10 protein-coding genes, 1 tRNA gene and 5 pseudogenes are annotated in these 14,932 nt (G+C 29.7%); 10 read left to right on the forward strand and 6 right to left on the reverse strand.

All coding sequences use genetic code 11. The features are described from left to right. Nucleotides 1–11 precede the first annotated feature (11 nt). Genes hscB through DK405_RS05495 form a run of 3 tightly spaced genes read left to right on the forward strand, consistent with a single transcriptional unit; the run spans nucleotide 12 to nucleotide 2,716 of the window. Nucleotides 12–515 (forward strand): Fe-S protein assembly co-chaperone HscB, encoded by a 504-nt coding sequence (gene hscB / locus DK405_RS05485; protein WP_045912434.1) that lies wholly within the window; start codon nucleotides 12–14, stop codon nucleotides 513–515. Beyond that, nucleotides 502–2,355, forward strand: coding sequence for a Fe-S protein assembly chaperone HscA (gene hscA / locus DK405_RS05490; RefSeq protein ID WP_045912433.1), 1,854 nt, complete (start codon nucleotides 502–504; stop codon nucleotides 2,353–2,355). Before hscB ends, hscA begins: the two co-directional genes overlap by 14 nt. Nucleotides 2,356–2,371: 16 nt before the next feature. Continuing rightward, nucleotides 2,372–2,716, forward strand: coding sequence for a ferredoxin family 2Fe-2S iron-sulfur cluster binding protein (locus DK405_RS05495; protein ID WP_045912432.1), 345 nt, complete (start codon nucleotides 2,372–2,374; stop codon nucleotides 2,714–2,716). Nucleotides 2,717–3,013: 297 nt separating this feature from the next. On the opposite strand, the pseudogene DK405_RS05500 reads toward DK405_RS05495, so the two are convergent. Continuing rightward, nucleotides 3,014–3,838 (reverse strand): annotated as a pseudogene (locus DK405_RS05500) (IS5 family transposase). Between the two features lie 121 nt (nucleotides 3,839–3,959). On the opposite strand from DK405_RS05500, the gene DK405_RS05505 reads away from it, so the two are divergent. Together DK405_RS05505 and fumC are read left to right on the forward strand one after the other, a co-directional pair. After that, on the forward strand, nucleotides 3,960–4,637 hold the full coding sequence (locus DK405_RS05505) for a histidine phosphotransferase family protein (protein WP_045912431.1): 678 nt from the start codon (nucleotides 3,960–3,962) through the stop codon (nucleotides 4,635–4,637). A 69-nt stretch (nucleotides 4,638–4,706) separates the two neighbouring features. Continuing rightward, nucleotides 4,707–6,101, forward strand: a complete 1,395-nt coding sequence (gene fumC / locus DK405_RS05510) for a class II fumarate hydratase (RefSeq protein ID WP_174197620.1) — start codon at nucleotides 4,707–4,709, stop codon at nucleotides 6,099–6,101. Nucleotides 6,102–6,265: 164 nt separating this feature from the next. On the opposite strand, the gene DK405_RS05515 is transcribed toward fumC, so the two are convergent. Further along, nucleotides 6,266–7,744 carry a peptide MFS transporter gene (locus tag DK405_RS05515; RefSeq protein ID WP_045912429.1) on the reverse strand — a complete coding sequence of 493 codons (1,479 nt, stop codon included), beginning with the start codon at nucleotides 7,742–7,744 and terminating at the stop codon, nucleotides 6,266–6,268. A gap of 1,154 nt (nucleotides 7,745–8,898) precedes the next feature. Between DK405_RS05515 and DK405_RS05520 the strand changes: the two genes are divergently transcribed. After that, nucleotides 8,899–9,033, forward strand: coding sequence for an IS630 transposase-related protein (locus tag DK405_RS05520; protein ID WP_162563007.1), 135 nt, complete (start codon nucleotides 8,899–8,901; stop codon nucleotides 9,031–9,033). 672 nt (nucleotides 9,034–9,705) lie between these two features. Then, nucleotides 9,706–9,783 (forward strand) — tRNA-Asp (locus DK405_RS05530). Nucleotides 9,784–10,236: 453 nt separating this feature from the next. On the opposite strand, the pseudogene DK405_RS15420 reads toward DK405_RS05530, so the two are convergent. Together DK405_RS15420 and DK405_RS05540 are read right to left on the reverse strand one after the other, a co-directional pair. Then, nucleotides 10,237–10,547: pseudogene (locus DK405_RS15420) on the reverse strand (TraE/TraK family type IV conjugative transfer system protein); the annotation flags it as partial. Nucleotides 10,548–10,628: 81 nt separating this feature from the next. Further along, nucleotides 10,629–10,997: a peroxiredoxin gene (locus tag DK405_RS05540; RefSeq protein WP_231967648.1), complete on the reverse strand. Its 369-nt coding sequence runs from the start codon at nucleotides 10,995–10,997 to the stop codon at nucleotides 10,629–10,631. A gap of 948 nt (nucleotides 10,998–11,945) precedes the next feature. On the opposite strand from DK405_RS05540, the gene DK405_RS16130 reads away from it, so the two are divergent. Both DK405_RS16130 and DK405_RS05555 read left to right on the forward strand, forming a co-directional pair. Then, complete coding sequence (locus DK405_RS16130) at nucleotides 11,946–12,818, forward strand: ankyrin repeat domain-containing protein (RefSeq protein ID WP_045912427.1); 873 nt, start codon at nucleotides 11,946–11,948, stop codon at nucleotides 12,816–12,818. A 128-nt stretch (nucleotides 12,819–12,946) separates the two neighbouring features. Continuing rightward, nucleotides 12,947–13,477, forward strand: coding sequence for a hypothetical protein (locus DK405_RS05555; protein WP_045912443.1), 531 nt, complete (start codon nucleotides 12,947–12,949; stop codon nucleotides 13,475–13,477). An 11-nt stretch (nucleotides 13,478–13,488) separates the two neighbouring features. Here the strand turns inward: DK405_RS05555 and DK405_RS14055 are convergent. Continuing rightward, nucleotides 13,489–13,584: pseudogene (locus DK405_RS14055) on the reverse strand (DNA methyltransferase); the annotation flags it as partial. 132 nt (nucleotides 13,585–13,716) lie between these two features. Here DK405_RS14055 and DK405_RS05560 point away from each other — a divergent pair. Next, nucleotides 13,717–14,265 (forward strand): annotated as a pseudogene (locus tag DK405_RS05560) (transposase family protein); the annotation flags it as partial. Here the strand turns inward: DK405_RS05560 and DK405_RS05565 are convergent. Then, nucleotides 14,210–14,928, reverse strand: a pseudogene (locus DK405_RS05565) (conjugal transfer protein TraF). The pseudogenes DK405_RS05560 and DK405_RS05565 sit on opposite strands and share 56 nt — an antisense overlap. Nucleotides 14,929–14,932 lie beyond the last annotated feature (4 nt).

Genomic DNA, 14,932 nt, shown 5'->3' on the forward strand with positions numbered 1-14,932 from the left:
TATACTCAACTATGATAAATTATTTTCAACTATTGAATTTGCATGAAACTTTTAGTTTAGCATTGGAAGATATTGAAGATAATTATTTTCAGTTACAGCTAAAGTATCATCCTGACCAGGTTAAAAGCTTTGAAGAAAAAAATAAATATTTACAAATATCCAGTAATTTAAATCTAGCATATAAAACATTAAAATGTCCATATGCTCGCGCTGAACATATTCTAAACCTGCACGGAATAGATTTAACTGCTCCAAATCTTAAGTCAGTAATAAGCATGGATTTTTTGGAAAACGTTTTTTCATTGCAAACTAGGTTAAATGCTATTAATACTGTTACTGAATTAAAAAAATTACAGAACATTTTAAACGTATCTTATAATAACACTACTACAGAGCTAGAGTCTTTACTTGCTAGCAGAAATTATGAGGCAGCAACAGTAAAAACAATGGAATTAAAGTATTGGGTGAACTTAATAAATATTACAAATCATAAGCTAAGAGATGCCTCTAATTAACATTGAAGAACCTCAAAATCAATCAATTCATAGTTCAGAGATTGTAATTGGTATTGATTTTGGCACTACTAACTCTTTAGTAGCTCATTCGATTAATAGTAAGCCATATGTTATTCCTAATTCTCAAGGTTTAAACAAGCTTCCTTCTATTGTTAGTTTTAATCATGAAGGCAATGTTATCTCTATAGGAAGTAAAGAAAAACATTATATTGCAATCACATCAGTTAAAAGATTACTAGGTAAAAGTACTGAAGAAATATTGAATTCTGATGCTATTGGACAAGAAATTAAAGAATTGTTAGCTAAAAATACTAATATTACTAGCTTAAAAATTGCTGATAAAACTATTAGTCCAATAGAAATCTCTGCTAAAATTATCAATCAGCTAAAGTTGCAAGCAGAGCAGTATTTTAATCAAAAAATAAAAAAGGCAGTCATTTCGGTTCCAGCTCACTTTGATGATACTGCTCGTAATAGCATAAAGCAAGCTGCTATAATTGCTGATCTTGAAGTATTGAGATTAATTAGCGAGCCTACAGCTGCAGCATATTCATATGGACTTGATAAAGGCTCAAATGGTATTTATTTAATTTATGATTTTGGAGGCGGAACTTTTGATGTTTCACTTCTAAAAATCAAGAATAAAATTTTTCAAGTTATTGCTACAGGAGGAGATAATCAACTTGGAGGAAATGATATTGATTATTTAATTCGAGACCATATTTGTAATAAATTGACTCTTAACCAAGATCATCTTTCAACTGAATTTTTAGTATTAATTACTGAGCATTGCAAAATAGCTAAAGAACACTTAACTAACAATGAATTTTTTAATCAAACAATAAAATATAATGGCAAAAATCTTAAGTTACATATTACCAGAACAGAATTTGAACAAGTTATAAGTAATATTATTAGTAAAACAATCAACATTACTAATCAAGTTATCGAAGAAAGTAAAATAAGCGAACAGTTAAAAGGCATAATATTAGTTGGAGGAAGTAGCAATATTCCTTTAATAAAAAAATTATTAAAACAAACTTTTAAAGTACAGATATTATCTGATTTAAATCCTGAAACAGTAGTAGCAACTGGTGCAGCTCTTCAAGCTGAAAATTTAACTTCCTCAAACCAACATTTACTAATAGATGTAGTTCCACTATCATTAGGATTAGAAGTAATGGGAGGTATAACAGAAATTTTAATTCCTAGAAACTCTCCTATACCAATTGCAATTACTAAGAAATTTACTACCTATGCAAATAATCAAACAGCAATAAATTTCCATATAGTACAAGGCGAAAGAGAAATAGCAGCTGATTGCCGATCTTTAGCAAAATTTACGTTAAGCAATTTACCATTAGGACCTGCTGGTAGCGTTAGTGTTGAAGTTACTTTTGCTATTGATGCTGATGGTTTGTTATTTGTTAGTACCAGCGAGCAAAGAACTGGAATATGTGAATTTATTACCATCAAATCTGCTTTGAATATCAGCGGAGAAGAAGTAAATAAAATTTTAGAAAATGCTTATCAGAATAATCTTTTAGATTATAATAAAAAACAGCTTAATGAAACGATTACTAAAGCTAATTTTATGATTAGCAATATTAAACAATTAATAGGTCAAAATACAAACTTAATCTCTCCAGACAACATGAATTTAATTGAAAATGTCATTCAGCGTTTACAAAAATCTATAAAATCAGGTCATATAAGCGCAATTCAGGAGGACATGAAGCAGCTTGAAGATTATTTTAAAAGTTCTTTGCTAAATAGTAGTTTAAAACTTGCTTTACAAGGTAAAAACATCGATAAATTACTAAATAATAAACTACAGTAGATTTTTAATTGCTATTATGATACCACAAACAGTAAAAGTTATTTTTATAATTAATGATGCAGAAGAAAAAATAGTTGATGCCCAAATTGGGCTGTCATTATTAGAAGTAGCTCACCAGAATAAAATAGACCTAGAAGGAGCTTGCGAAGGTTCATTAGCATGTTCAACTTGCCACGTAATAGTTGATCCAAGTTGGTATCAAAAACTTCCTTTACCTGTTGAAGAGGAAGAAGATATGCTAGATTTAGCATTTGGACTAACTAATACATCTAGGCTTGGGTGTCAAATTATTATTACAGAGGAACTTGATGGATTAATTGTTAAACTACCAATAGCAACTAGAAATGTGAGTTTATTATGACTAAAGTTTGATATAAGAAAAAAGATCAGAGAGACAGTAGAAAAATTGAAAGATCATTCAAATTTAAAAAATTAAGCGTAGTAAATGTAAGAGTTTTACCTCGATATGCTCCAACTTAGAACAGCATCGTGCTTAATTAAGGAAACGAGAAGCTCAAGATATAGCATAAAACAAAAAGGGAGTTACATTAGGAGAGAAAAGCGGTAAAAATAAGAAGAGATAAGAAATATGGAAGCAGCATATTCATATGATTTAAGAAAGAGAGTAATAAAACTAATAGACCTCTTTCGAAACTGGTTAAGGTAGTTCAAAATTATAAATGCCAAAAATCAAATTAAATCTAAGACCTAATCTTTTACGTCTATTTCGATATTTATCAGCAATAATTTTGAAGCCGTTTTAGAATACCAATAACGTTTTCATTCACAACTCTTTCTCATGCTAACCTACGATTATTCTTTTTATCATTTTTAGTTAAAGGATTTTTTTTGCTTTTTTTCTTTGGTAATTCAGAATTATTGTGAATTTTTTGTATACCTTGATATCCTGTATCAGTAATCGCTTTAACCTTAGGATAGATAAGAATTTTGGATTCATTAAATAATCTAAAGTCATGTTTTTTACCGTTAGAAAAATCTGTGCATATTACTTGGTGGGTTTTCTTGTCTACCACTATTTGAGTTTTTAGTGTATACCTTTTCTTCTTTCCTGAATAATAGAATTTTTGTTTTTTTTTAGGTCTTTCTATAGAACTCTCAGTAGCATCAATCAAGACTACTTCATAATTCATATCACTCGTCATTAGAGCTTTGCGACCTAGAAGAGCAAAGTTTGAGTTTTAACTAGGGTGTCTTCTACCCATTTTACATCTTTATATGCTGAACTTTCACTAATCCCATAGTTCTGATCTATATGGAAATAAGTACGGTATTCTCTAAGGTATTCTAACACCATCAGCAACTGTTCCTCCAAATTGAGCTTATTTTTACGCCCACCCTTTGATCTCTTAAGACAATCAGCTTTCCTCAAAATATCCACCATCTTTGAAAATGTTCCCTTCCTTACTCCTGTTAATCGACGAAATTTTTCATCCTATAACTCTTTAATCTGATCGAATTTCATTATTACCTCAAATCAGTTATTTATAACACCATTCTACATCATTCTCTAGTTTCGAAAGAAGTCTATTGTTGATTTTTTAACAAAAAATTTTATAATTAGAATCTCATTTATTAATCTAAACATGAATAATATTAAATTAGCACAATTTATTAGCGTAAAAATTTTTCACGATTTTGCTGGCGGATTAGGAGCTATATCAAATGGAATAAAGTACTGTATAGATAATCAACACCAGCTTAATAATAAATTATATGGTTTGGCATTTGATACAATTAAAATAGGTAGCACAAACTTGCTTGTTAAGCTACAACTGTATCGTCAAATGTATGGTTCGGCTAGCAAATCATATGGTGACAATAAATTATATCATGAAGCAAATTTTGATGAAATTAGAGCAGTACTTGATGATTACTTTAAGTCTTTGATTAATACTAAGATAAATTTAGTTTTTAAAGATGAATTTTTTCATGTTAAAGATACTAATATTGATATTAGTACTGGTAAATTACTAATGTGTTTAGTAATATCAGCCCAAGATGCATTACTACATGGTGGAGATATAACTGTTAAAATATATAGAAAGCAAGATAAAAGTCAAATTAACATTTTAGCAAAAGGCAAATCTATAAAAAATAACGAAGAGCAGAATTTTATATTAACTGCTACTGATCTTAGTGATGATAATATTACATTATTTAATGTTCATGCTTACTATGTGTACTATTTAAAAAAAATGGTTAATGCTTCAATATCATGCAAGCATGGTGAAGATTACATTAGTTATATTATTGAGCAATAAATTTTGACTTTGCGACGATTGTCTTATTACTAATTTTAGACTAAAACTATTAAAATTAAGCAAATGAAAATAAATAAAGTTAGAATTGAAAATGATTTACTAGGTAATATAGAAGTCGAAGAGCAATATTATTGGGGAGCTCAAACACAGCGTTCAATATTAAATTTTAAAATTGGGAATGAAAAAATGCCTCTTAGGTTAATATATGCCCTTGCATTACAAAAACAATGCTCAGCAGAAGTAAATAAAGAGCTTGGATTGCTTCAGCCTAGAGTAGCAGATGCTATTATTAATGCTGCTAAAGAGATAAGTCAAGGAAAGTATGACGATAATTTCCCATTATCAGTATGGCAAACTGGCTCAGGCACTCAGACTAATATGAATATAAATGAAGTAATTGCTAATATTGCTAATGAAAAGCTAGGGAGCAGTAAGGGGGCAAAAGATCCAGTACATCCAAATGATCATGTTAATATGAGCCAATCGTCTAATGACTCTTTTCCTACTGCTATGAATGTTGCTACAGCAATAATATTAATTAATAATTTAATTCCTAATCTTGAAAAATTACATGTAACATTCAAAAGCAAAATCAAAGAATGGCAATCAATAGTCAAAATTGGTAGAACTCACTTACAGGATGCTACACCATTAACTTTAGGGCAAGAGTTTTCAGCATATAGTGCGCAAATTGGTTATGCTATTACGCGTATTACATCTGTTTTAGAAAGAGTATGTCAACTTGCTCAGGGAGGAACTGCTGTAGGTACAGGTATTAATTGCCATAAAGATTTTTCAGTAAAATTTGTCGAAAAAATCTCAAAGATAACTGGTATAAAATTTTACTCAGCGCAAAATAAATTTGAAGCAATATCGTGTCATGATAACCTTGTGGAACTATCTGGAGCATTAAATGTATTAGCTACTAGCTTAATGAAAATCGCTAATGATATTAGATTGCTTGGATCAGGCCCACGATGCGGATTAGGGGAAATAGTTTTACCAATAAATGAGCCTGGATCATCAATTATGCCAGGTAAAGTTAATCCAACTCAAGTTGAAGCACTATCAATGATTTGTGCTCAAGTTATTGGAAATCATGTAACAATTACTATTGCTGGATCTAGTGGGCATCTTGAGCTGAATGCATTTAAACCAGTAATTATCTATAATTTATTACAATCAATTCAATTATTATCAGATGGAATTCTTAGCTTTAATGATCATTGTTTATCTGGTATTCAGCCTAACATAGAGAGAATAAAAAAAACATGCGAAGATTCTTTAATGTTAGTAACAGCGCTTAATCCACATATTGGCTATGATAACGCAGCTAAAATTGCTAAAACAGCATATCAAAATAATATTACTTTGAAAGAAGCTGCAATATCATTGGGTCTAATGACTGCCGAGAAGTTTGACCTATATGTTAAAGTTGAGAACATGATAGGCAGCAAAGAATAATTTTAGATTGTATTGCATAAAGTATGAAAGTATAAAAAGCAATATATAAAATAAACTAAAGTTCGATATAAAGATTACAGCATATTTTTCCTACTTTCTGTTGTTCTCAATTATATCGAACTCTTGTGTTTTATAAATAGTTAAAATCCTATTTAAAATTGTAATTATTCTTGCATAGCAATAACTTTATGTATCATTTTAAAGAAAAATAAAAATATAATACTTAATATTGCAGCAGATATTGTTACATTTAAAAATCCCTCTTGATATATTGCTAAAGATTCAAAACGATTTACTTCGCCATTTACGGAAGGTACTAACATAGAGTTTGATACTGCCATACCAATTAGGTTAGAAAATGCTAATGATAATATCATCATACCCATTAATGCTCCTTTTGCATTTTTAGGAGATAACAAAATTGCTTGTTCTTGTACTAATGGCGCAACACAAAGCTCTCCTAGCCCCATAATAGAAATAGCAGCTATTAGATATAAATAGTTTACTTTTCCATCATTAGCATTTAAACATCCTGTATATAAAATAAAAAAACATATAGAAATTGTAAAAAGACCAAAAGCAAAGATAGCAGTAGCATCTTTTTTTCTGAACTTCGAAAACATTCCAAAGAGAGATCCAAGTATTATAATTGATACAGGATTGATTGCTTGAGATACTGAAGCTGGAATTGTTATACCTAAGATATTGTTGGCAACATTTCTTTCAGTAAACAAGTTAATTAAAGAGCCAAGTTGCATTTCTAGTGCAAAAAATAACATCTGGAATATTATAAGAATTGCTAATACTATCAACTTTGGCCTTTGCTCAAGTGATGTTTTAAATATTATACTAACAAATACCCCTAGAACTATTATTCCACTAAATGTAAGTGCAGAAGTGAAAAACTCGCTAAATATAAGCATTGTAGATACCATTAATGCTAACAAGAAGCAACTAGCGAATACTATTCCAAAAACATTTATTCCTAGTATTCTTTTGTTCATAAGCATAGGGTATGCAGACAAGCCTTTATCTCCTAAAACGTGTTGAAATTTTATAAAAGTAATAAGGCCAATAATCATTCCAATTCCTGCTAAGCCAAATCCATAATGCCAGCCATATAAATGAGCAATATATCCACAAGAAATAGCTGCTAATGCCCCGCCTAAATTAACACCTACATAAAATAAAGTAAATCCTCTACTACGTTCAGAATCATCCTTTCTATAACAAGCTCCAAGCAAGTTTACGATATTACCTTTAAACATTCCAGTGCCTACAGCTATTAAAGATAGGCTAAAATATATTAGGTCTGAATTAAATCCTACTAGGAGTATGCTCATATGTCCAGCTACTATAACAATTCCTCCTATTAGTACCATGTTGCGGAATCCCATTAATTTATCAGCTAAAAGCCCTCCAATCACTGGTCCAGCATAACCTATTACAGCGAATAAAGAGTATGTAGTATAAGCTTTTATATCAGTAAAGCCTAACTGAGAAGTTAAAAAAAGCACTAAAAGCGCCCTCATTCCATAATAACTAAAGCGTTCCCACATCTCAACAAAGAATAATAACAACAAAAATTGTGGAAATTTTCTAACTGTGGTTGTTGTATTTAATACACTGATTGATTTATTCATAAACTATTCCATTACACTAATTAGTTAATTTTAAAGTAATTTTAAGTAAATTATGACTCTATACTTATAGCTTCAGTAAAAAAAGATTAACAATCAAAATTATATTTATGTAACATAAATCATAACTTATGTCGAATTTTTGATATTTTTTTATTCTTAACTATGTTAATACTTTTACTGTAAAGTATTGAGGTGTAGAACCATTATGCCATTAAGTTGTTAGCTTTGATGCAAACTTTTATACTTTTTTAAGCAATTTATGCTTAGAGCTGCTGTTTTTTAAAATTAACAATTTTTTTATAAATTTTATAAAATAGATTATCTATTTTGTTAAAAACCTTGTAACCTACGCACTACAAACTCATAATAACATTATTTTAAAAACTGTTAGCAAAAACTCAGTACAAACTAAGAAAAGAAAAAAAGTTCTGCTATGGCATAGTGTGCATAACTACTATGCTATGCACCAGAGGAAATGTGAAATGTGAATACAGCTACTTTTTTTTATCAATGCTAGCCTTATATTATTTAATTTATTTAACATAACAATCTCCAAAAAAAAGTTATAACATTATAGTAGTTTTGCTAATTAATACAATAATCCTGTAGCTAAAGCTACAAAATGCAAAACTATAATGAATACATAAACGAATAGGATACAAAATAACTAGATCTTAATAAAAGGCATAATTTATTTATAAACCTATTAGCTAGCACCAAGTTATAATATAAATTATTTTACTTTGCAAGTAAAAGTTTTATTTTTTTATTATAGAATTTATGTTAAATGAAAAATTTTAAAGCGTACCGAAATATTATCAAAGAGATTTGCAAAATTGAATAACTTGCGGTACAGGATAAAATATCGAAATCTGACATCAGAAGTTAGTGAAATTAGTTGCTCACAAAAACTTTAGCTAAAGAGCTAGATATTTATATAGTTGCTTTGTTTCAATGTATTAGTTATAGCCCAACTACTATAAAACAATTATAATAATTAAGATGTAATAGAAAAGTCAATTAGTATGACATGTTCTATAGATTTTTGGAAGAAAGTGCTAACGATAAAATCAAGAGAGAAAGTGAGTTTTGAATTAACATCAAAACATTTTGTAATAGAAAAGAATACAGTATTTGTATAGAGTAAAAACATATTGCCGTTAAAAAATAGAAACAGAGCTCCAACAAAAATCTCTATTGATAAACTAAAAGAAGATGTGATACAATATAGTGATGCATATAAATGTAAAAGAGCTGAACGGCTAGGAGTAAGTAAGTCAAGTATATAATAAGTCAAGTATATAAAAAGAGAGCACTAAAGATTAAATATTACATATAAAAAAATCTATAAAACATCTAAGGGCAAAAAAAGAAGAGAGATTAAAATTTTATAATAATATAAAAAGGACAAAGACATAGGACAAGTTACTGTCTTTACGGATGAGAACGGTTTTGTTCATATTATACCTAAAACTCACAGGTATGCAAAGGCATGATGTTGCTGCGTTTTTGCATCCATCAAAGAGAACTAATGTTATAGTAGCATTAGCAGATAAATCTCTGCTAACCGTATCAATTTTAACTGCAGTGTTAATACTGCTATTTTTAACGGCTGAATAGAACAGGATTTAATTTAGAAATTATCTAATAATTCTGTAGTTGTGATCGACAATGCAAATTTTCATAAACGCCCTCATTTAAAAACTATGATAGAAATGGACATATATAGCTAAACAAGTATATAATATGACTTTTTTATGCTGGTTTAGCTATATCATCTTATATTAAAGTTGGGTTATTTTTATCATTTTTGCTAGTTTATAAATATTACTAATAAATAATCTGCTTTTCTAAGAGTAATATTAATCAAAAATATATTTTGTACCTTTTAAATTTCCTTGAACGCTTTATAGTTTTAGTATATTATTGACCAATACTATTGGGCTATACATTATATAATAGGGGGCATAGCTCAGCTTGGTTAGAGCGTCGGCCTGTCAAGCCGAAGGCCGCGGGTTCAAGTCCCGTTGCTCCCGCCATTCTGTTATACAGAGCTAATAAAGAATTACGTATTTTCAGGCAAGATTAATGACCATTCTAAATTATTATAAATCTAGTAGTGGTATGTTTATTACCTTCAATGCTGCAGATAACTAGAATATAGCCGTAAGTTTGATATAAGAAGAAAAGTATGCTAGAGTTCATCGACAATGAGGTTTGAGCATAAAAAGAAGCAATAAAATAGTTAATAAAATTTGTTGGTTGTAAAGTTAAAAATCAATTCTTAGTTTTAAACTTTCTGATGTGATATTGCTTATGTTATTTTAGTCTGTTAGCAATATTGACAAACAATTCTTATACAGTTAAAGGTTGAATATTAACTGAATAAATTAACATAAACGCTAATGGCAGATTTTGCAAAATCTATAAGTTAAGAAAAATTAACTCATTCTGCTTCTTTTTGCAAGTTATTCTTTTTTACTAAAAAAGAATAACTGATCAGTATTACTGGATACCACTTTCATATCTGCTATTTGTCTTTCTACCTCATTTTGAGAAGTAGTAAATAGGCCTCTTATTACAAAAATTGCCCATTTATTTAAATACGTTTCATGATAATTTTTTGATGAAACAGTCATTTTACGATCAGGCTCTATTGCTTGAAACAACCACTTTTCTTCTTTTGTAATTGCAGCATTATCACAATTATATTAGCTGCAGCCAGCAATATAGTTACTGAAAGTAAGCATTTATTATACTTAACCAGCTCTTGTACAGCATTTTGCTTAAAGAGATGATTCATTACTTGCTAACTTTTTTGCCCAGCATCCTTGGATATCCTAATGGGGCTAGCAATAAATCTTTAGCTACTATAAAAAACTTTTTAGCAAAAAATTCTCCGATACCTTCTTAAATTTCTTAAAACAATAACATAGAGCAATTCCTCTAACATAAATATCTTCCCAGTTTCATCATATCCTAACTCAAATTTTAAACAGAGCTTATCTTGAAATTTTTGATGTAAAGCAATATTATCTTTCGGTACACCAAGAATTATCCTGTTTAATTTATTGAATTCAGAAATAGCTTCATTAAATTTCTGTGTTTCAATTGTACACACAGGAGTATTATCTTTAGGATAAAAGTACAGTACTAAATTTTTACCTTCGTAATGACCTAGATTTATAATTGAATTACTAGTAGTGATTATATTAAAGTCTGCTGCATCATTATTAATTGTTAAATTCTTCATGTTAGTCTCATAAATTGGAGGTGAGTCAAGATAAGGTAAATTAATCTTACTGGTGAAAATTCAGTTATGGAAGGAGAAGCTACTTCCACTATATAGCGAGTCTTGTGCTGCTGAAGGTAGCAACAGTAGTAAAGCATAGACAGTGAAACATTCGAGCCGAAACCAAATGGTGAACGTGATAGCCATGAAAGTAAGATGTAGTAGAAGCTGATATGTTATACCACATAGTAGGCAAAAGAAGATTGGAGGTCAAACTAGTGAAAATCCAAAAATTTTCAACCACTGGAGTCGCAGGTGTCAGCGAGTTTATAAAGATTAATGACACAACTTGAGAAGTCCTTATAACTCTTACTTAATTAAGTAAGTATTCAAAGTACAAGTGGTGCAACATAAGGTTTTGGAGATGGTATAAAGATGGCTAAGTTAGCCATAGTAGTGATGAAACTCAATAATGTTTGTGAAGCAAAGGGTTAGCAGAAAAGTAAGAATGTAAGATGGAAACAACGACCGTGCACAGCATGAAAATACATAGTTAACGAAACTTGAGCGTATAAAGTTGCGATCATCGAAAAATCAAGACATAAAGTTTAATAATCTTGAACATATTATTATTAATAAGATATTCATTAAGGCTGTAACAAGCTTTGCAGATAGCTATATCAAATCAAATTTTAAACCCATTCTAGAGCGTGCTTTTGAATCTCAAGGCGGGATTTTCGTTTGAATTAGTTGAGTTTGCAGCAAGTGAGGTTTAATAATTAATAGCAATAATACAAAGTTCTACACAGAATAATTATTGCGCTTTATTTATTTTTTTGCTATATTATATTTATATGATAATCCTTTAACATATTGCGAAGGTTCAAAAAGGTGAAAATTTATGAATAATTATTTATCATTTAGCATTTTACTGCTAAGTAAAGCTATACTGAAGATTATATTACAATAGTGCTAGTATATAATTTCAGAAGTAATAAGACTAAATATAGATATGCTTTACATCGTGCTATTAAAGATGGTGATTTTGAAAAAGTGAAACATCTTATTAATAATGATAGTACACTTATCAACTCAAAATATAAAGACGGTATTACCGCTTTATCTGTTGCTTTGAAATATAAGAATCTACCTATTGCTAAGATTTTGCTGAACAATGGAGCTGACATCAATGCAAAAAATAATAGTGGACACACAGCTTTGCATATGTCTATTATTTCAGATGGTGGTAATTATAATAGTAAAAATATTGCAGATTCTGTCAGGATTTTAATACAGCATTGTGCTAATAATCTCAGTGCAAACGATGATATAAATGCAATTATCAAGTTTTTAGTAAAGAATGGCGCTAATACAAATGTAAAAGACAATGTTGATCAAACTCCATTACATTGGACAGTACATTATTTTATTAACAACCTAGATATTGTACAGCTTCTACTTGATCATGATGCTGATCCCAATATGCAGAATGTGCATGACATAACTCCTTTACATCTGGTTGTTGATACAATTCAAGTATATTATGAATTTTCCGAAAAATATCCTGCATATAGCAGTGATCATATAGCATTACTGCTAAAATATAATGCTGATGTAAATATCGAGAATAATCAAGGTAATACACCTTTATCTGATGCTGTTGAATGCAAATGTGTAGAACCTTTAGCAATTATGCTAAAACATAATTCTACTAGTATTAATAAAAAATATTATGAAAGAGAAATACTACTACATATTGTTGCTCGTTATCAAAGAACAGATGTTATACAGCTTTTGATTGATTATGGTGCTGATATTGATGTAAAAGATAAAACTGCATGACTCCTATAGATCATGGAAAAAGCGGTAATACAGATGTATTCACTCTTCTAACGCAACAATCTGTCCTATTAGTTATTAGTTTTCAACAGACAGCTAATATGTTAATTCTAAAAAAAGAGAAGTTAATTATGAATGTTTTGAAATCACTTTTACAACCGTGTTATGCTGTTATGCTAGCATCTGTTGTATTATTTTTACCATCAATATGTACAGCAAATAATACAAACGCAGCTATATTATTTTTTCCATCTACACATGTAGTGAATGATAATATAAAAATTGATTCTTCGCCATTTTACATAAAATTTTCAGCAGGTATTGTTAATACAAGTCGTATATTAGAGGCAGGATTAGGTTACAGGCTAAATCGACATAGAATGGATATAAGACTAGGATTTATGGTTAATATCCTTAAAGCATATAATTTTGTCCAAGGAAATTATTATTATAATATAATTACTGGTAATATAGGATCAATTTTTGCTACAGGTGGCATAATGTCAGTTTTTAACGAAGGTATTAGAGGAGAGTTAGGAATTGGCATATCAGTAGATTTATATGATATATATTATACAGATCTTGAATTTGGCGGTACATATAATAATAGCGATAATTCACTTCCTTTTTATATACGTTCTGGATTTCGTTTGCATTGTTGAACGAAATGAGTTTAGTAGTTAGTAATGATTAGCTCGTTAACGAGATTTCGTTGTTCATTGATTGAGTATTTAACTCCAATATGAGTGATAAAAAAATCTTTGTATAGCTTTAATAGACTTTTTTCGAAACTAGAGAATGATGTAGAATAGTGTTATAAAGATCTGATTTGATGAGGTAATAATGAAGTTTGATCAGATTAAAGAGTTAAAGGATGAAAAATTTAGTCGATTACAGGAGTAAAGCTGTAAAATGGGTAGAAGACACCCTAGTTAAACACTCAAACTTTGCTCTTCCAGTCTTCAAGGTCGTAAAGCTCTAATGAAGAGTGATATGAATTATGAAGTAGTCTTGATTGATGCTACTGAGAGTCCTATAGAAAGACCTAAAAAAACAAAAATTCTATTATTTAGGAAAGAAGAAAAGGTATACACTAAAAACTCAAATAGTGGTAGATAAGAAAACCCACCAAGTAATATGTACAGATTTTTCTAACGGCAAAAAACATGACTTTAGATTATTTAAGGAATCCAAAATTCTTATTCATCCTAAGGTTAAAGCGATTACTGATACAGGATATCAAGGTATACAAAAAATTCACAATAATTCTGAATTACCAAAGAAAAAAAGCAAGAAAAATCCTTTAACTAAAAATGATAAAAAGAATAATCCTAGATTAGCAGGAGAATGAGTTGTGAATGAAAACGTTATTGGTATGCTAAAACGGTTCAAAATTATTGCTGACAAATATCGAAATAGACGTAATCGATTGCTAGAATATTGTCGATAATTTTATTCTCAGAGATTATGCCTCTAGCTACTGAGTATATTTTTTTACCATCGCTAGCTACTAGGTATAACACAGGTACAATATGCTTAGGGTTTAGTTTATTTAGCAACTCATTATTCTTACTGACAGCTAGCAACTGAAATGCATATTTATTAGCAAAGCCTTGAACAATAGGCATAAAGGCTTTACAAAGCAAGCAATTTTGTTTAACTTGCAGAGAATCAATCCCCAGTTTTTAGCAATGTTTTTGAGTTTTGAGTCGTTTTTCTGCTCTGATTTTTCTTGATACAGCTTTCTATGTAAGCTATTAGCTGGCTCATGAGCATTAATCAGTTGATAATCAAGTAGAGTAGCTAGTTGCCACATAGTAGCAAACTTATGCGCCTTCTCCATGATTTTTTTCTGTAGCCTTTGAGCTGTAATCACATTTTCGAGCGTTGGATTATCAAGCGCTATACGCTGAGCTCGATTAAATTGCTCCTTTAATTCCTCGATTCTATGATCATGAGTTCCACTCATCAACTTAGAACTAGAGTTATTAAGCTCATGACCATGTTTATCATTGTACCATAAAAACCCTGTTGGCAAAGAGTTAGCAGTAGCTAATTCTATCGACAAGTAACCAAATAGCACTATTATTACCGATAAGTGTATTGCATTCATTCTC

Origin of the sequence: Orientia tsutsugamushi (assembly GCF_900327275.1) — a bacterium.
GTDB lineage: Bacteria > Pseudomonadota > Alphaproteobacteria > Rickettsiales > Rickettsiaceae > Orientia > Orientia tsutsugamushi.